At 71.2% G+C, this 16,580-nt stretch carries 16 protein-coding genes; 9 read left to right on the forward strand and 7 right to left on the reverse strand.

Annotation, left to right across the window (positions count from 1 at the left end; translation table 11 throughout):
• Window positions 1–11: 11 nt before the first annotated feature.
• Window positions 12–977 (reverse strand): EamA family transporter RarD, encoded by a 966-nt coding sequence (gene rarD / locus ACIPSJ_RS09755; protein WP_355709570.1) that lies wholly within the window; start codon window positions 975–977, stop codon window positions 12–14.
• A gap of 130 nt (window positions 978–1,107) precedes the next feature.
• Entirely contained in the window at window positions 1,108–1,962 is an 855-nt protein-coding gene (locus tag ACIPSJ_RS09760; protein ID WP_401344897.1) for an SDR family oxidoreductase, read from the reverse strand.
• 92 nt (window positions 1,963–2,054) lie between these two features.
• Between ACIPSJ_RS09760 and ACIPSJ_RS09765 the strand changes: the two genes are divergently transcribed.
• A complete protein-coding gene (locus tag ACIPSJ_RS09765; protein ID WP_359210396.1) occupies window positions 2,055–2,459 on the forward strand; it encodes a helix-turn-helix domain-containing protein in 405 nt (134 codons plus the stop codon).
• Between the two features lie 75 nt (window positions 2,460–2,534).
• Here ACIPSJ_RS09765 and ACIPSJ_RS09770 read toward each other — a convergent pair whose 3' ends face one another.
• From ACIPSJ_RS09770 to ACIPSJ_RS09790, 5 genes are all read right to left on the reverse strand, one after another.
• A complete protein-coding gene (locus tag ACIPSJ_RS09770; RefSeq protein WP_401344899.1) occupies window positions 2,535–3,596 on the reverse strand; it encodes a 2-oxoacid:ferredoxin oxidoreductase subunit beta in 1,062 nt (353 codons plus the stop codon).
• The gene (locus ACIPSJ_RS09775; protein WP_359210402.1) at window positions 3,589–5,517 is read right to left on the reverse strand and encodes a 2-oxoacid:acceptor oxidoreductase subunit alpha; all 1,929 of its coding nucleotides are present in this window, start codon (window positions 5,515–5,517) and stop codon (window positions 3,589–3,591) included. The genes ACIPSJ_RS09770 and ACIPSJ_RS09775 overlap by 8 nt, the downstream gene beginning before the upstream one ends.
• A gap of 202 nt (window positions 5,518–5,719) precedes the next feature.
• Window positions 5,720–6,427 carry a response regulator transcription factor gene (locus ACIPSJ_RS09780; protein ID WP_359210405.1) on the reverse strand — a complete coding sequence of 236 codons (708 nt, stop codon included), beginning with the start codon at window positions 6,425–6,427 and terminating at the stop codon, window positions 5,720–5,722.
• Window positions 6,428–6,676: 249 nt separating this feature from the next.
• On the reverse strand, window positions 6,677–8,035 hold the full coding sequence (locus ACIPSJ_RS09785) for a sensor histidine kinase (RefSeq protein WP_401344902.1): 1,359 nt from the start codon (window positions 8,033–8,035) through the stop codon (window positions 6,677–6,679).
• 172 nt (window positions 8,036–8,207) lie between these two features.
• Window positions 8,208–9,407, reverse strand: coding sequence for a sensor domain-containing protein (locus tag ACIPSJ_RS09790; RefSeq protein ID WP_359210411.1), 1,200 nt, complete (start codon window positions 9,405–9,407; stop codon window positions 8,208–8,210).
• Window positions 9,408–9,645: 238 nt separating this feature from the next.
• Here ACIPSJ_RS09790 and ACIPSJ_RS09795 point away from each other — a divergent pair, with 238 nt between their 5' ends.
• From ACIPSJ_RS09795 to ACIPSJ_RS09830, 8 genes are read left to right on the forward strand one after another with little or no spacing between them, the layout of a single operon-like run.
• On the forward strand, window positions 9,646–10,056 hold the full coding sequence (locus ACIPSJ_RS09795) for an NADH-quinone oxidoreductase subunit A (RefSeq protein ID WP_359210414.1): 411 nt from the start codon (window positions 9,646–9,648) through the stop codon (window positions 10,054–10,056).
• Complete coding sequence (locus tag ACIPSJ_RS09800; RefSeq protein WP_401344904.1) at window positions 10,047–10,661, forward strand: NADH-quinone oxidoreductase subunit B; 615 nt, start codon at window positions 10,047–10,049, stop codon at window positions 10,659–10,661. The genes ACIPSJ_RS09795 and ACIPSJ_RS09800 overlap by 10 nt, the downstream gene beginning before the upstream one ends.
• Entirely contained in the window at window positions 10,658–11,983 is a 1,326-nt protein-coding gene (locus tag ACIPSJ_RS09805; RefSeq protein ID WP_401344906.1) for an NADH-quinone oxidoreductase subunit C, read from the forward strand. The genes ACIPSJ_RS09800 and ACIPSJ_RS09805 overlap by 4 nt, the downstream gene beginning before the upstream one ends.
• On the forward strand, window positions 11,980–12,948 hold the full coding sequence (locus ACIPSJ_RS09810; RefSeq protein ID WP_401344908.1) for an NADH-quinone oxidoreductase subunit H: 969 nt from the start codon (window positions 11,980–11,982) through the stop codon (window positions 12,946–12,948). Before ACIPSJ_RS09805 ends, ACIPSJ_RS09810 begins: the two co-directional genes overlap by 4 nt.
• A gap of 2 nt (window positions 12,949–12,950) precedes the next feature.
• The gene (locus ACIPSJ_RS09815) at window positions 12,951–13,568 is read left to right on the forward strand and encodes a NuoI/complex I 23 kDa subunit family protein (protein WP_401344910.1); all 618 of its coding nucleotides are present in this window, start codon (window positions 12,951–12,953) and stop codon (window positions 13,566–13,568) included.
• The gene (locus ACIPSJ_RS09820) at window positions 13,565–14,206 is read left to right on the forward strand and encodes an NADH-quinone oxidoreductase subunit J (protein ID WP_401344912.1); all 642 of its coding nucleotides are present in this window, start codon (window positions 13,565–13,567) and stop codon (window positions 14,204–14,206) included. The genes ACIPSJ_RS09815 and ACIPSJ_RS09820 overlap by 4 nt, the downstream gene beginning before the upstream one ends.
• Window positions 14,206–14,583, forward strand: a complete 378-nt coding sequence (gene nuoK, locus ACIPSJ_RS09825; RefSeq protein ID WP_359210432.1) for an NADH-quinone oxidoreductase subunit NuoK — start codon at window positions 14,206–14,208, stop codon at window positions 14,581–14,583. Before ACIPSJ_RS09820 ends, nuoK begins: the two co-directional genes overlap by 1 nt.
• Window positions 14,580–16,574, forward strand: a complete 1,995-nt coding sequence (locus ACIPSJ_RS09830; protein ID WP_401344914.1) for an NADH-quinone oxidoreductase subunit L — start codon at window positions 14,580–14,582, stop codon at window positions 16,572–16,574. The genes nuoK and ACIPSJ_RS09830 overlap by 4 nt, the downstream gene beginning before the upstream one ends.
• Window positions 16,575–16,580 lie beyond the last annotated feature (6 nt).

The following is a 16,580-nucleotide window of genomic DNA, read 5'->3' on the forward strand; positions in this document are numbered from 1 at the left end:
GCCCGCGGGCCTCACACCGGAGTTGCGGGAGTCTCCGCGGCCGGCGTCGCGGGCCGTGGTACGGGCGCCGCGGCGAGCGCCCGCGCGGCCCGGTGGGCGGTGCGCAGCGCGTCCCAGGTGAGCAGGGCGAGGGCGAGCCAGACCAGGGCGAAGCCGGCCCAGCGCTCGGCGGGCATGGCCTCGTGGAAGTAGACGATGCCGAGCAGGAACTGGAAGACCGGCGCGAGGTACTGCAGCAGGCCGAGCGTGGAGAGCGGGACGCGGATCGCGGCGGCGCCGAAGCAGACCAGCGGGACGGCGGTGACGATGCCGGTGGAGGCCAGCAGGGCCGCGTGCCCGGCGCCGTCGTCGACGAAGCTGGACTCGCCGTGGGCGACCAGCCACAGCAGATAGCCGAGCGCGGGCAGGAACTGGATCGCGGTCTCCGCCGCGAGTGACTCGACGCCGCCGAGGTTGACCTTCTTCTTGACGAGTCCGTAGGTGGCGAAGGAGAAGGCGAGGACGAGGGAGATCCACGGCGGCTGCCCGTAGCCGACGGTCAGTACGACCACGGCGGTGAAGCCGACGCCCACCGCCGCCCACTGCGCGGGGCGCAGCCGCTCCTTGAGCAGCAGCACGCCCATGGCGATGGTCACCAGCGGGTTGATGAAGTAGCCGAGCGAGGCCTCGACCACGTGTCCGGCGTTCACGGCCCAGATGTAGACGCCCCAGTTGACCGTGATCACGGCGGCGGCGACGGCGACCAGCGCCAGCCGGCGCGGCTGCCGCAGCAGCTCACCGGCCCAGGCCCAGCGCCGTACGAAGGCCAGCGCGACGGCGACGAAGGCCAGGGACCACACCATCCGGTGGGCCAGGATCTCCACCGACCCGGCGGGCTTCAGCAGCGGCCAGAACAGGGGGACCAGCCCCCACATCCCGTAGGCCGCGATGCCGTTCAGCAGCCCTGCCCGCTGCTCGCCCTTCGATATCTCGGCCACCGGCCCTCCTCGTCCCTGGAATCACTACATCTGGACGAAGGTAGCGCCGGAAACCCCGGTCTGTCATGGCCGTATCGGCATACGGTCATGACAGACCGGGGTGGGGGCGTGCACGCGGGCGTCGTGCAGGTCAGCCCTTGAGCGCGACGGCGATGGCCTCCGAGATCGGGGAGGTCGGGCGGCCGGCCAGGCGGGAGAGGTCGCCGGAGTCGACGACCAGCTCGCCCTCGGCGATCGACGCGTCGACCCCGACCAGGATCCCGGCGAACATCTCCGGCACGCCGGCGCCGGTCAGGATGCCGTGGAGCACCTCTCCGGGCACGGAGTTGTAGGCGATGTCCTTGCCGGTCTGCTTCGCGATCTCGGCCGCGTACTCGGCGAAGCCCCAGGCGGTGTCGCCGCCCAGCTCGTACGTCTGGTTCTCGTGGCCCTCACCGGTCAGCACGGCGACCGCGGCGGCCGCGTAGTCGGCGCGGGAGGCCGAGGAGACCCGGCCCTCGCCGGCGGCCGCGACGACGGCGTTGTGCTCCAGGACCGGCGCGAGGTTCTCGGTGTAGTTCTCGTGGTACCAGCCGTTGCGCAGCAGGGTGTACGGCAGCCCGGAGGCGAGCAGCACCTTCTCGGTGGCGCGGTGGTCGTCCACCAGTGAGGCCGTCAGGCTGCCCGGGGCGCTGGTGTACGCCAGCAGGGCCACGCCGGCCGCCTTGGCGGCGTCGATGACGACCTGGTGCTGGGCGGGGCGGCCCTTGTCGAACTCGTTGCCGGAGATCAGCAGCACCTTGTCGCCGGCGGCGAAGACGCCGTCGAAGGTCTCGGGGGCGTTGTAGTCCGCCACGGCGATCTTCACGCCCTTGGCGGCGAAGTCGGCGGCCTTGGCCTCGTCGCGGACGACGGCGGTGATCTGCTCGGCCGGGACCTTCTCCAGCAGCTGCGTCACGACGTGACGCCCGAGGTGTCCGGTGGCTCCGGTGACAACGATGCTCATGGTCTGCGATCTCCTTGTGGGGTTCCGTTGCCACTAACCCTAGGAGGTGCGCTTACCAGAAGAAAGTACCCACTTTGAAGTAAGGTACTTGCATGCCGGTAAGTACCCATGAGGTCGAGCAGCGCGCCAAGTACGACAAGTACGTCGTCGGCGAGGCGATGTGTCCGTACCGCCTGGTCCTGGAGCACGTCACCAGCCGCTGGGGCGTCCTGGTGCTGATCCAGCTGCTCGACCGCCCCTACCGCTTCAGCGAACTGCGCCGCGCGATCGGCCGGGTCAGCGAGAAGATGCTGACCCAGACCCTCCAGACCCTCGAACGCGACGGACTCGTCCACCGCGACGCCCAGCCGGTCATCCCGCCCCGGGTCGACTACTCCCTCACCGACCTCGGCCGGGAGGCCGCCCGGCAGGTACGGGAGCTGGCGCTGTGGACCGAGCGGCGGATGCCGGACGTGGAACGCGCCCGGGAGGCGTACGACGAGGCGAAGCGCGCCTGAGAGGCGAAGGCCCCAGGAACGCGAAGCGGGGCCCGGACGCGCTGTCCGGGCCCCGCTCGCCGTGCCGGGCCGGGGTCAGCCCACGACCGTCCAGGTGTCCCCGCCGGCCAGCAGCGCAGCGAGGTCGCCCTTGCCGTCCTGCTCGACGGCCGTGTCCAGCTGCTCGGTCATCTGGGAGTCGTAGACCGGCCGTTCCACCGCGCGGAACACGCCGATGGGCGTGTTGTGCAGGGTGTCGGGGTCGGCCAGCCGGGACAGGGCGAAGGCCGTGGTCGGGGAGGGGGAGTGGGCGTCGTGGACGAGCAGCTCGGACTCGTTGTCCGCGGTCACGTCGACCACCGTCAGTTCACCGGTCGCGCGGTCGCGTACGACGCCGCGCGCGCCGTCCGCGCCGAAGCGGACGGGCTGCCCGTGCTCCAGTCGGATCACCGCCTCCTCCGCCGACTGGCGGTCCTTGAGGGTGTCGAAGGCGCCGTCGTTGAAGATGTTGCAGTTCTGGTAGATCTCGATCAGGGCCGTGCCCGGGTGGGCGGCGGCCGCGCGCAGCACCTCGGTCAGGTGCTTGCGGTCGGAGTCGATGGTGCGGGCGACGAAGGACGCCTCGGCGCCGATCGCCAGGGACACCGGGTTGAACGGGGCGTCCAGCGAACCCATCGGTGTCGACTTGGTGATTTTCCCGACTTCGGAGGTCGGTGAGTACTGGCCTTTCGTCAACCCGTAGATGCGGTTGTTGAAGAGGAGGATCTTCAGGTTGACGTTGCGGCGCAGCGCGTGGATCAGATGGTTGCCGCCGATGGACAGCGCGTCACCGTCACCGGTGACGACCCACACCGACAGGTCGCGCCGGCTGGTGGCCAGCCCGGTGGCGATGGCGGGGGCGCGGCCATGGATGGAGTGCATCCCGTAGGTGTTCATGTAGTACGGGAAACGGGACGAGCAGCCGATCCCGGAGACGAAGACGACGTTCTCCTTCGCCAGCCCCAGTTCCGGCATGAACCCCTGCACGGCGGCCAGGATCGCGTAGTCGCCGCAGCCGGGGCACCAGCGCACTTCCTGGTCGGTCTTGAAGTCCTTCATGGACTGCCTGGCCTCGGCCTTGGGCACGAGCTGCAGCAGCTGGTTGGTGGCGTCAGTCATCGATGGCCTCCTTGAGCGCCGCGGCGAGCTGCTCGGCCTTGAACGGCATTCCGTTGACCTGGTTGTACGAATGTGCGTCCACCAGGTACTTCGCCCGGATGAGGGTGGCGAGCTGACCGAGGTTCATCTCGGGGATCACGACCTTGTCGTAACCCGCCAGGACGGTGCCGAGATTCCTCGGGAAGGGGTTGAGGTGGCGCAGATGTGCCTGTGCGATCGCCTCGCCGTCCCGGCGCAGGCGTCGTACCGCCGCCGTGATCGGCCCGTACGTCGACCCCCAGCCCAGCACCAGGGTGCGCGCGCCGTCCGGGTCGTCGACCTCGACGTCGGGGACGGCGATGCCGTCGATCTTGGCCTGCCGGGTGCGGACCATGAAGTCGTGGTTGGCGGGGTCGTAGGAGATGTTGCCCGTGCCGTCCTGCTTCTCGATGCCGCCGATGCGGTGTTCGAGGCCGGGAGTGCCGGGGATGGCCCATGGGCGGGCCAGGGTCTGCGGGTCGCGTTTGTACGGCCAGAAGACCTCGGTGCCGTCGTCCAGGGTGTGGTTCGGTCCCTGGGCGAACTGCACCCGCAGGTCGGGGAGCTCCTCCAGCTCCGGGATCCGCCAGGGCTCGCTGCCGTTGGCCAGGTAGCCGTCGGACAGGAGCATCACGGGGGTCCGGTACGTCAGCGCGATCCGGGCCGCCTCCAGGGCGGCGTCGAAGCAGTCGGCCGGGGTGCGTGGGGCGATCACCGGGACGGGTGCCTCGCCGTTGCGGCCGTACATCGCCTGGAGCAGGTCCGCCTGCTCGGTCTTGGTCGGCAAGCCCGTGGACGGGCCGCCGCGCTGGATGTCGACGACCAGCAGCGGCAGCTCCAGTGAGACGGCCAGCCCGACCGTCTCACTCTTCAGGGCGACACCCGGACCCGACGTGGTCGTCACGGCGAGCGAACCGCCGAAGGCCGCGCCCAGTGCCGCGCCGATGCCGGCGATCTCGTCCTCGGCCTGGAAGGTCCGCACGCCGAAGTTCTTGTGCTTCGACAGTTCGTGCAGGATGTCGGAGGCCGGGGTGATCGGGTACGAGCCGAGGAACAGCGGCAGATCGGCCTGCCGGCTCGCGGTGACCAGGCCGTAGGCCAGGGCCAGGTTCCCGGAGATGTTGCGGTAGGTGCCCACCGGGAACGCGGTGGTCGCCGGGGCGATCTCGTACGAGACGGCGAAGTCCTCGGTCGTCTCGCCGAAGTTCCAGCCCGCGCGGAAGGCCGCCAGGTTGGCGTTCATGACCTCGGGCTTCCGGGCGAACTTCTGCTTCAGGAAGCGCTCCGTGCCCTCGGTCGGCCGGTGGTACATCCATGACAAGAGGCCGAGCGCGAACATGTTCTTGCTGCGCTCGGCCTCCTTGCGGGTGAGGTCGAATTCCTTCAGGGCCTCCACGGTCAGCGTGGTCAGCGGCACCGGGTGCAGGCTGTACCCGTCGAGCGACCCGTCCTCCAGGGGCGAGGTGTCGTAGCCGACCTTCTGCATCGCCCGTTTGGTGAACTCGTCCGTGTTGACGATGATCTCCGCACCGCGCGGCAGATCCCCGATGTTGGCTTTCAGCGCCGCCGGGTTCATCGCGACCAGTACGTTCGGCGCGTCGCCCGGGGTGAGGATGTCGTGGTCGGCGAAATGCAGCTGAAAAGACGAAACCCCCGGCAGAGTGCCTGCGGGGGCCCGGATCTCGGCCGGGAAGTTCGGAAGGGTCGAAAGATCGTTGCCGAAGGACGCGGTCTCCGACGTGAACCGGTCGCCGGTGAGCTGCATACCGTCACCCGAGTCCCCCGCGAACCGGATGATCACCCGATCCAGGCGCCGGACGTCTTTCACCCCGCCCGGCTTGCGCTGTTCTCCCACGACGGTTCCGTCGGCCTGTTCCGTTGTCCTGCTGACCTGGCTGGTCACTGAACTGGACCTCCTTCGAGGCGGCTGTCCGGGCCTGGTCGTCCCACAGACCATCCCACGTTCAACCCTACGTCGGTTAGGGTCGCCTTCCCGCGCCTGCTCGCATGTTGGACGGTGTTTTGAGACGACCTGTCGCCCTGACTTGTCACGATTTTCCCTCCCCCTGGCCGCCTTCGGGTGCCGACACGGTGCCGTCGGCCCGTCAGGAGTTCAGATAGGTCAGAACGGCCAGAACGCGCCGGTGATCCCCGTCGCTCTGGGACAGCCCCAGTTTGAGGAAGATGTTGCTGACGTGCTTCTCGACGGCTCCGTCGCTCACGACCAGCTGCCGCGCGATCGCCGAGTTCGTCCGCCCCTCGGCCATCAGCCCCAGCACCTCCCGCTCCCGCGGGGTCAGCCCGGCCAGCACGTCCTGCTTGCGGCTGCGCCCGAGCAGCTGCGCGACCACCTCGGGATCGAGCGCCGTACCGCCCTCGGCGACCCGCACGACGGCGTCCACGAACTCCCGCACGTCGGCGACCCGGTCCTTCAGCAGATAGCCCACGCCACGACTGGAACCGGCCAGCAGTTCGGTGGCGTAGCGCTCCTCCACGTACTGCGACAGCACCAGCACCCCGAGCCGCGGATGCGCCTTCCGCAGCCTTACGGCCGCCCGCACGCCCTCGTCGGTGTGCGTCGGCGGCATCCGTACGTCCGCCACCACCACGTCCGGCATCGCGCCCTGCGCGTCCAGATCGGCGATGGTCTTGACCAGCGCGTCCGCGTCGCCGACGCCCGCGACGACGTCATGTCCCCGGTCGGTCAGCAGCCGGGTCAGCCCCTCTCGGAGCAGCACGGAATCCTCGGCGATGACCACCCGCACCCTGTCCTCCACGATCTTCCGGCCCCCCACACCCCGTCCGGCGTACATGCCTGCCCTGTCCGGAAGTCCAGCATTCCAGCATTCGGATCGGCGTGCGTCGGAGTACGGCGAGCCGGCGAGTCAATTCAGGCCGTCCGGCGTGGGAGGACGAGCTGTCCGGGCCGAAGCCGGGGCCAGGGGCGACGGCCCCCCGAACAGGGGAGGAGGGCCTGCGGGGGACGGGACGGAGAAGCGGGCCAGAGGCCTGGTCGGCGGGCCAAGGGCCCGGGGACGGACGGCGGCCCGCGCGTCCCGGCCTCAGCGCCGCCAGGGCAGCTCCGCCGTCACCCGGGTCGGGCCGCCCGCCGGTGAGTCCACCACGAGGATCCCGTCGACCGCGTCCAGCCGCTCGGCCAGCCCCGCGAGCCCCGACCCCTTGGCCGTGTCCGCGCCGCCCACGCCGTCGTCCGTGACCTGCAGCATCAGCCGGTCCTCGCTGCGCCACACGTCCACGGCCGCCACAGTCGCCCGCGCGTGCTTGCTGATGTTCTGCAGCAGCTCGGACACGGTGAAGTACGCGATCCCCTCGATCGCCGCCGCCGGCCGCTCCACCAGGTCGACCTCCACCTGCACCGGCACCGTGCAGCGCGAGGCCACCGAGGAGAGCGCCGCGTCCAGCCCTCGGTCGGTCAGCACGGCGGGATGGATGCCCCGGGCCAGGTCCCGCAGCTCCTGCAGCGCGGTCTTCACCTCGCCGTGCGCCTCGTCCACCATCCGCGCGGCGGCCTGCGGATCCTCCTGCAGCTTCTCCTTCGCCAGGCCGAGCCCCATCGCCAGGTTGACGAGACGGGCCTGCGCACCGTCGTGCAGATCCCGTTCGATCCGGCGCAGATCGGCGGCGGCCGTGTCGACGACGACCCCCCGGTCCGACTCCAGCTCCACCACCCGCGACGCCAGCTTCGACGGCCCGAGCAGCCCCTGCACCATCACCCGGTCCACCAGCGTCAGCGCCCGTACGATCCACGGCGTGGCCAGCGTGAACAGCAGCCCCACCAGCGCGGTCACGGTGATCTCGAAGGGGTTGTCGAGGTAGACGCTGTGGTGGGCGTCGCCGTACAGCTGGATGCCGCCCTGCCCGGCCCACATCGGGAAGACCCAGAACCACAGCGGGTACGTCAGCAGCGCCCAGCCGTACGCCCAGAAGTTCAGCGCGACCACGAAGGAGAACGCCGACCAGGGGAACTGCAGGACCGCGTAGAGCAGATGCCGCCAGGACGTGCCGCTCTTCAGCACCGCCCCCATCCAGGCGAAGAAACCCGGCTTGCGCATCCGCAACGGCTCCGGGTCGGCCACCTCCAGCTTCAGCAGCCCACGCGCGCGTGCCCGCTCCAGCGCCCCGAAGCCCCGGCACCCGGCGAGGGCCACCGCCAGCAACGGGATCCCGATGAAGGTCACCAGCAGACCGACACCGAGGGACAGCATCGTCACCGTCCACACGAACAGCGTGACGCCGATCGGAAAGCCCAGCAGCACATAGCCGAACTCACGCCAGCTGCGCGCCTCGAACGGCGCCCGCAACACGGCGGGCACCCGGTGCCGACGCTCGCCGTACGGCTCGTACAGCCCGTGGTCGTACCCGTGGTCCTGCCCGTACCCGTGTCCGTACTCCGTGGCCATCGGCGTCGTCCCGTCCTGTCCTGTCCCGGCTCGCCCCATCGGCGTCATCCCGTCCTGCCGTACCTCCACCCTGCTGCGTCGCAGGTCCACGGACCATGGAGGCCGTCGGCGTCTTGGAAGGGGGGTTTTCCCCACCCCTCCTTTCCGTCCCCTTCCGTCCTGCGGGTCCGTTCTACGAGCGGTCGCGCCAGGGCAGCTCGGCGGTGACCGTCGTAGGACCGCCGGCCGGCGAGTCGACGACGAACAGGCCGTCCACCGCGCCCAGCCGGTCCGCGAGCCCGCGCATGCCGCTGCCGCCGTCCAGGTTCGCGCCGCCGTGCCCGTCGTCCCGCACCTGGATCAGCAGCCGGTCCTCGGTCCGCCACACCTCGACCGAGGCCGTACGGGCCCCGCTGTGCTTGCTGATGTTCTGCAGCAGCTCGGAGACGGTGAAGTAGGCGATGCCCTCGATCGCGGGCGCCGGTCTGGACGGCAGGTCGGCGGTCACCTGCACCGGCACCGTGCAGCGCGAGGCCACCGAGGACAGCGCCGCGTCCAGCCCCCGGTCGGTCAGCACCGCCGGATGGATGCCCCGGGCGAGGTCCCTGAGCTCCTGGAGGGCGAGCTTCACCTCGCCGTGCGCCTCCTCGACCATCGCGGCGGCCGAGTCGGGATCCTCCAGCAGCTTCTCCTTCGCCAGGCCGAGCCCCATCGCCAGGTTGACGAGACGGGCCTGCGCACCGTCGTGCAGATCCCGTTCGATCCGGCGCAGATCGGCGGCCGCCGTGTCGACGACGACCCCCCGGTCCGACTCCAGCTCCGCGATCCGGCGCTCCAGCTCGTCGGAGGGCGACAGCAGCCCGCGGACCATGGCCCGGTCCGCGTTCGACAGCCCGCGCGCGATGAACGGCAGCACCGGCCACAGCACGAACAACGAGGTCAGCGTGGTACAGAACGTGAGGATGCCCCACGGCAGCCGGATGAAGTCGTACAGCAGCGTCCGCCAGGCCACCGGATCCTTCAGCGTCATCCACAGCCGCTGCGTGCCCGCGCCGCGCTTGGCCAACGGCAGCGGAGTCGGCTCCTCCACCCGCACCCCGAGCAGCGCACGCGCGCGTGCCCGCTCCAGCTTCCCCAGCTGCCGGGCCCCCAGCAGGGTCGCGGCGAGCAGGGGTATGCCGATCACCGTCAGCGTCAGCACGCCGCTCACCCACAGCGTCGTGCTGACGTAGACGAAGCCGAGCAGCGCCATCGGCAGGTTCAGCAGAAGGTGCGCGATCTCCTTCCAGGTGTGGCCCTCGTAGGCGAAACGCACGGGCGGCAGCCGCTCGGGGTCTTCTCTCCCGTCGACGCCGTCGACGGAGCCGGGGGATCGTGGTGCTGGTGCGGTCATATGCGCCAGCGTGCCGTGTGCCGTGGCGCCGCGCCATGGAGTTCGCCGCCCGGCTCGGACGGGGGAAAACCCCACCACCGGCTCCGGTGCCGAGTCCCACCGTGTGACGGCCTGCTTACCGTGTCTTTATCAGGGCCTAGACTCCCGTGCGTACAGATCGTCGAATCAAGAGTTGACTGAGGTCACGACAGCGGACCGGGTCAGGTCTGCTGTCTGTCGAGGGAGCGAGGGACGGGCAATGCGGGAGACGGTGGGTGGTGAGCCGACCGTGGTCGTCGCGGCGGGCTACTTCGCGTCCTACTCGGTCGTGGGACTGCTGGCACTCGTCGGCGTGCTCTTCGTCGCCGTCGCCTTCGGGGCCGGCCGGCTGCTGCGCCCGGTGGTCCCCACGCCCGAGAAACTCCTCACCTACGAGTGCGGAGTCGATCCCGTAGGCGAGGGCTGGGCCCACACCCAGGTCCGCTACTACGTCTACGCCTTCCTCTACGTCATCTTCGCCGTCGACTCGATCTTCCTGTTCCCCTGGGCGACGGTCTTCGCCGCCCCCGGCTACGGCGGCACCACGCTCGTGGAGATGTTCGTCTTCCTCGGCTTCCTCGCCGTCGGCCTGCTGTACGCATACAAGAAGGGCGTCCTGACATGGACGTGACGCCGGAGCCTCTGCCGACACCGGAACCCGTGCCGCTGCCGGAGCCGAAGCGGCTGGGCACCCTCGCCCGCCTCGCCCCCGAGCCGATGAAGGTCGTCCTCAACTGGGGCCGCCGCTACTCGCTGTGGGTCTTCAACTTCGGCCTCGCCTGCTGCGCGATCGAGTTCATCGCCGCGTCGATGGCCCGCCACGACTTCATCCGCCTCGGCGTGATCCCCTTCGCGCCGGGCCCCCGCCAGGCCGACCTGATGGTGGTCTCGGGCACGGTCACCGACAAGATGGCCCCGGCGGTCAAGCGCCTGTACGAGCAGATGCCCGAGCCGAAGTACGTCATCTCCTTCGGCGCCTGCTCGAACTGCGGCGGCCCCTACTGGGACTCCTACTCGGTCACCAAGGGCGTCGACCAGATCATCCCCGTCGACGTCTACGTCCCCGGCTGCCCGCCCCGCCCCGAGGCCCTCCTCCAGGGCATCCTCAAACTCCAGGAGAAGATCGCCGCCGAGTCCCTGGGCGAGCGGTACGGCACCTCCCGTCCCTCCACCGCGGCCCTCCAGAGCGGCCTGGTGCTCCCGCCGGCTCCCGCGGGAGAGGGGGACGCGCGATGACGGCCCCGACCGGCTGGCTGCCGGCCCCCGTCGAGGAACTCTTCGGCACGGACGCGACCGCGGAGGAGTCCTACGAGATCCTGACGGTCGACGTCCCTCCCGCCTCCTGGCTCACCGCCCTGGAGACCGCCCGTACGACCCTCACCTGCACCTACTTCGACTGGCTGAGCGCGGTCGACGAACCCGGCACCGGCTTCCGCGTCTCCGCCCACGTCGTCGCCCTCGCCCCGGTCCGCCGGCTGCTCCTGCGCACCACGGTGCCGCACGCCGCCCCCGAACTCCCGTCCGCCGTCGGCGTCTACGCGGGCGCCCGCTGGCACGAACGCGAGACCCACGAGATGTTCGGCGTCCGCTTCACCGGGCACCCCGGCCTCGACCACCTCCTTCTCCCGGAGACCTTCGAAGGCCACCCCCTGCGCAAGGACTTCGTCCTCGCCGCCCGCGTCGCCAAGGCCTGGCCCGGCGCCAAGGAGCCCGGCGAGTCCGACCATGGCGGCCCCAGGCGCCGCCAGATGCTCCCCCCGGGCGTCCCCGACCCCAACGAGTGGGGCCCCTTGAAGGGCCAACTCCCCCCTGCCCCCGCCCGCCCGGCACGAGCCGCGGCAGGACGCGCCGCCGGCGAACGCCCGGCCCGCGCGGCCGCTGCGGCCGGTGACCGTCCGGTACGGCGTACGCGCACGGCCGCGGAAGGCTCGGTCGGTCAGGCGCCCGCCGCGGCGGAAGCGGCTGAGGGCGCACAGTCGGCGGCGGCACCGGCGCGCCGGGCCCGCAGCGCGAGCGAGGGATCCGCGACGCAGCGGACCGCTCCCGGGGACCAGCCACCGGCGGCTCCGCGCCGGGCGCGCAGTGCCGGTGAGGGGTCCGCTTCGCAGCGGGAGGCATCCCCCGCCGAGGAGACCGGCCCGCAGGCCGAGGAGACCGGCCCGCAGGAGGAGCCGTCGGCCGCCCCCCGGGGCCCGCGCCGGGCACGCACCGCCTCGGGCGGCTCCGCTTCCCAGCGCGCCCAGGAGACGGCACATACGGCACCACCGACGGAACCGGCCACCCCGGCCACGCCCCAGGGCACCCCGGCCGGCCCCTCGGCCCCGCGCGGCTCGGACGCCCCGTGGCACCACGCCCGCCCCGCCTTCGACGAACCGGAGGCGGGAGACCGGCCGGGGACTGCCACCCCCGAGCTGACGGAGACAGACGAGGCCGGGCCCACCTCGGACGAGGCCGGACCGACCTCGGAGGAACCGCGCCCGGCCCCCGACAACCCCGACGCCGACCCCGGGCAACCTTCCGCTCCTCGCGACGACCACCGCCCAGGAGGCCCGCAGTGAACGACGCCCTGGACGTCGCCCTGCGACTTCTCGTCGTGTTCGTCGTCTTCCTCACCTTCCCCCTGATCGTCGGTCAGACCGAGCACAAGGTGATGGCCCATATGCAGGGCCGCCTCGGCCCGATGTACGCCGGTGGCTTCCACGGCTGGGCCCAGCTCATCGCCGACGGTGTGAAGTTCGCGCAGAAGGAGGACGTGGTCCCGGCGGGCGCGGACCGGCGTATCTTCCAGCTGGCCCCCGCCGTGGCGCTCCTCCCGTATCTGCTCGTGCTGCTCGCCATCCCGATCGGCCCGGGCGAGGGCGCCGTCGGCCAGGTCCTGGACGCCGGTGTCTTCTTCGTACTGGCCGTGATGGGCGTCGGCGTCCTCGGCTCGCTCATGGCCGGCTGGGCCAGTGCCAACAAGTTCTCCCTCCTCGGCGGTCTGCGTACCGCCGCCCAGCTCCTCGCCTACGAACTCCCCATGCTGCTCACCGCCGCCTCCGTGGCGATGGCGGCCGGCACGGTCTCCCTGCCCGGCATCGTCGCCGCCTTCCACTGGTGGTGGCTGCCCTGGCAGATCACCGGCGGACTGGTCTTCTTCATCGCCGGCCTCGCGGAGCTCCAGCGGCCCCCGTTCGACATGCCCGTCGCCGACTCGGAGATCATCTTCGGCGCGTACACCGAGTACACCGGCCTGCGCTTCGCGCTGTTCCTGCTCGCCGAGTACGCCGGGATCGTCGTCCTGTGCGGACTGACCACCGTCCTGTTCCTCGGCGGCTGGCACGGACCGTGGGGCGCCGACGGCCTCGGCTGGCTGTGGACCCTGCTGAAGACGGCGATCCTCGCCTTCGTCGTGATCTGGCTCCGCGTGACCTACCCCCGGCTGCGCGAGGACCAGTTGCAGAAGTTCTCCTGGACCCTCCTCGTCCCCCTCTCTCTCGCCCAGATCGCCCTCACCGGCATCGTCAAGGTGGTGATCTCCTAACCGTGGCTCCCCTTCCTGGCAGCGGCCTCGCCAAGGGCCTGGCCGTCACCCTGCGCACGATGACCCGGAAGTCGGTCACCGAGCAGTACCCGGACGTCCTCCCCGAACTCCCGCCCCGCTCCCGGGGCGTCATCGGCCTGTTCGAGGAGAACTGCACGGTCTGCATGCTCTGCGCCCGTGAGTGCCCCGACTGGTGCATCTACATCGACTCCCACAAGGAGACCGTCCCGGCGGCGACCCCGGGCGGCCGTGAACGCAGCCGCAACGTCCTGGACCGCTTCGCCATCGACTTCTCCCTGTGCATGTACTGCGGTATCTGCATCGAGGTCTGTCCTTTCGACGCGCTGTTCTGGTCCCCGGAGTTCGAGTACGCCGAGACCGACATCCACGAACTCACCCACGAGCGGGACAAGCTCCGCGAGTGGATGTGGACGGTCCCGGCCCCACCCGCCCTCGACCCCGGCGCGGAGGAACCGAAGGAGATCTCCGCCGCCCGCAAGACCGCGGAGAAGCTCGCGACCGCGCAGGCCGAGCAGAGCGCGCGGGCCGAACAAGCCGCGCAGGCCGCGCCAGTCGATTCGGCCGCCGACCGTGCCGAGCCGGGGGAGGGGGAGTCGTGAGCCCTCTCGCCCAAGCGCCGCACGGCTTCCTGTCGCCGACCGGTGTGGAGGTCGCCTTCGTGCTCGTCGGGCTGGTCACCTTCGGCGCCGCGCTGATCACGGTCACCACTCGCCAGCTGGTGCACGCCGCCCTGTGGCTGGTGGTCGCCCTCGGCGGTCTCGCCGTCGAGTACCTGCTGCTCACCGCCGAGTTCATCGCCTGGGTGCAGGTCCTCATCTACGTGGGTTCCGTCGTCGTCCTCCTTCTCTTCGGTCTGATGCTCACCAGGGCCCCGATCGGCCGCTCCCCGGACGCCGACTCCGAGAACCGCTGGGTCGCCCTCGCCGTGGCCGTGTCCGCCGCGGCCGCCCTGGTCTGGGTGGTCGTGGACGCCTTCCGCGCCACCTGGATCGACCTGGGCGGTGCCGCGGCCGGCTCGACGAAGGTCACCGGTGCGAGCCTCTTCCAGAACTGGGTCCTGCCCTTCGAGGCCCTCTCCGTCCTCCTCCTCGCGGCCCTGGTCGGCGCGATCGTCCTGTCCCGGAAGGCGAAGGCGGAGTCGGCCCCGCCCCCTGTGAACGGCCCGGCCGTCACGCAGAGTTCCCCTTCGGTCACGGATTCCGGGATTCACCCGATCGAGCAGGAAGGCGCCCGCTGATGCACCTCGCCTATCCCGCCGTCCTCTCCGCTCTCCTCTTCTGCACCGGCCTGTACGGCGTCCTCGCCCGCCGCAACGCGATCCTGGTCCTGATGTCGGTCGAGCTGATGCTCAACGCCGTCAACCTCAACCTGGTCGCCTTCGACGTGTGGCTGAGCAAGGCGGCCCGGGACACCCTGCACTCCGGCCAGGCGCTGACCCTGTTCACCATCGCCATCGCCGCCGCCGAGATCGGCATCGGCCTGGCGATCGTCCTCGCCGTCTACCGCAACCGCGGCACCTCCGACATCGACCGGCTCCGCGACACCGCCGAGGGCCACGAGCACGGCTCGCCCACGGACGGGACGGCCGACGAGAAGGCTGAGGCCACCGCGTGACCACGACCACCCTCGCCGTCCTCGTCCCCCTCCTTCCCTTCCTGGCCGCCGTGGCCGGCCTGCTCCTGGGCCGTACGGCTCCCGGGTTCGTCCGCCCGCTCGCGATCCTGCCGACCCTCGCCGCGCTGGCGCTGGCCATCGCGGTCGCCGTCGACCAGGGCGGCGGCCGGGCCGTCCAGGGCCACACCGAGCTCACCCCGACCGGCTCGGTGCCGATCGAACTCGCCCTGTACATCGACGGCTTCGCCGCCCTCGTCGCCGTCCTGGTCACCTTCGTCGCCACCTGTGTGCAGATCTACTCGACCGGCTATCTGCGCGACGACCCGCGCTACCCCTCGTACGCCGCCCTCGTCTCGCTCTTCACCTCCGCGATGCTGCTGGTCGTCTACTCGGGCGACCTGATCGTGCTGCTGGTCGGCTGGGAAGTCATGGGCATCTGCTCCTACTTCCTCGTCGGCCACTACTGGGAGACCCCCGAGGCGCGCGCCGCCTCCCTCAAGGCCTTCCTGGTCACCAAGCTCGGCGACGTGCCGTTCCTGATCGGCCTGTTCGCGCTGGCCACCGACGCCGGGTCGTTCCGCATCACCACGGTCCTCGCGACCGTCGCGAACGGCGGACTGCACCACCCTGCCCTGGTCGGACTGCTGCTCCTGTGCGGTGTGGCGGGCAAGTCGGCGCAGTTCCCGCTGCACACCTGGCTCCCCGACGCGATGGCTGGCCCGACCCCCGTCTCCGCGCTGATCCACGCGGCGACGATGGTCGCCGCCGGCGTCTACTTCGTCGCCCGGCTCCTCCCGGTCTTCGAGGCCTGTGCGGCCGTGATGGTCGTCCTCGCCGCCATGGGCGCCGTCACGATGGTCGGTTCGGGCCTCGCCGCGCTCGCCCAGGACGACATCAAACGCGTCCTCGCCTATTCGACGATCGGCCAGCTCGGTTACATGACCGGCGCCCTCGCCGTCGGCGACCGCGGTGCCGCCGTCTTCCACCTCCTGTCGCACGGCGCCTTCAAGGCGCTGCTGTTCCTCGCGGCCGGTGTGGTCATCCACGCCGCCGGAACCAACTCGCTGGCCGTCATGTCCCGCACCTCCGGCCTGCGCGACCGCGTCCCGGACGCCTACTGGACGATGACCGTGGCACTGCTCGCGCTCGCCGCGATCCCGCCCTTCAGCGGCTTCTTCTCCAAGGAGTCCGTCCTCGGCGCCGCCGAACACGTCGCCACCGGCCACACCGAGCACGCCCCTGGCGCCGCTGGCTGGATCGTCCTCGTCGCGGGCCTGGTCACCGCCCTGCTCACGGCCGCGTACGCGACCCGGCTGTGGCTGCTGGCCTTCCGGGGCCGCGGAGCCGAGGCCCCGGACCACGGCCGGCAGCCGCTGTCGATGACCGTGGTGCTGTGGGTCCTGGCCGTCCCCTCCCTGGCCTTCGGCGGGCTGGCCTACCGCTCGCTGCCCGGCTGGTTCGACGGCCGTGCCCTCGCCCCGACGCTCACCACCTCGATCCTCGGCACCGGCCTCGCGCTGGTCGGCGGGCTCGTCACCTACGGCGCCTGGCAGCGCACCAGCGCGCTGGCCGCCCGCACCCCGCTGGGTGCCGTGGCGGCCCACCCGGAGGGCGACGCCGGACTAGTCGAGGCCGAGGCCATCGCCGCCCACGAACCGGCGTTCGGTGACGTGGCCTACGCACCCGACCCGGCGGACCCCGGCCGGCTGCTGCTGGGCCCGCTGCACCGGCACGCCGCCGAGGGCTTCCACCTGGACGCCGTCTACGACGCGCTGTTCGTCCGCCCGGTCCTGGCCGCGGCGAGCCTCGTCCAGTTCCTCGACCGCGAGGTCGTCGACACCTATGTGCGCGGCGCGGGCGCCCTTCCCCGCCTGCTGGGTGCCGCCGTACGGCGCGCCCAGACCGGCAACGTCCAGACCTATGTGAGCGCGCTGCTCGCCGGCACCGTCGTCCTGGCGGTCGCCGTCCTCCTCGTCGCCACGGGAGCGTGAGCAGGC

Source organism: Streptomyces sp. NPDC090088, from assembly GCF_044747345.1.
Lineage (GTDB): Bacteria > Actinomycetota > Actinomycetes > Streptomycetales > Streptomycetaceae > Streptomyces.

Coding starts and splice junctions, on each gene's coding strand:
- ACIPSJ_RS09760 (WP_401344897.1), bottom strand. CDS start 1,962: ATGAGCATCGTTGTCACCGGAGCCACCGGACACCTCGGGCGTCACGTC.
- ACIPSJ_RS09765 (WP_359210396.1), top strand. CDS start 2,055: ATGCCGGTAAGTACCCATGAGGTCGAGCAGCGCGCCAAGTACGACAAG.
- ACIPSJ_RS09770 (WP_401344899.1), bottom strand. CDS start 3,596: ATGACTGACGCCACCAACCAGCTGCTGCAGCTCGTGCCCAAGGCCGAG.
- ACIPSJ_RS09780 (WP_359210405.1), bottom strand. CDS start 6,427: ATGTACGCCGGACGGGGTGTGGGGGGCCGGAAGATCGTGGAGGACAGG.
- ACIPSJ_RS09785 (WP_401344902.1), bottom strand. CDS start 8,035: ATGGCCACGGAGTACGGACACGGGTACGGGCAGGACCACGGGTACGAC.
- ACIPSJ_RS09790 (WP_359210411.1), bottom strand. CDS start 9,407: ATGACCGCACCAGCACCACGATCCCCCGGCTCCGTCGACGGCGTCGAC.
- ACIPSJ_RS09795 (WP_359210414.1), top strand. CDS start 9,646: ATGCGGGAGACGGTGGGTGGTGAGCCGACCGTGGTCGTCGCGGCGGGC.
- ACIPSJ_RS09800 (WP_401344904.1), top strand. CDS start 10,047: ATGGACGTGACGCCGGAGCCTCTGCCGACACCGGAACCCGTGCCGCTG.
- ACIPSJ_RS09805 (WP_401344906.1), top strand. CDS start 10,658: ATGACGGCCCCGACCGGCTGGCTGCCGGCCCCCGTCGAGGAACTCTTC.
- nuoK (WP_359210432.1), top strand. CDS start 14,206: ATGCACCTCGCCTATCCCGCCGTCCTCTCCGCTCTCCTCTTCTGCACC.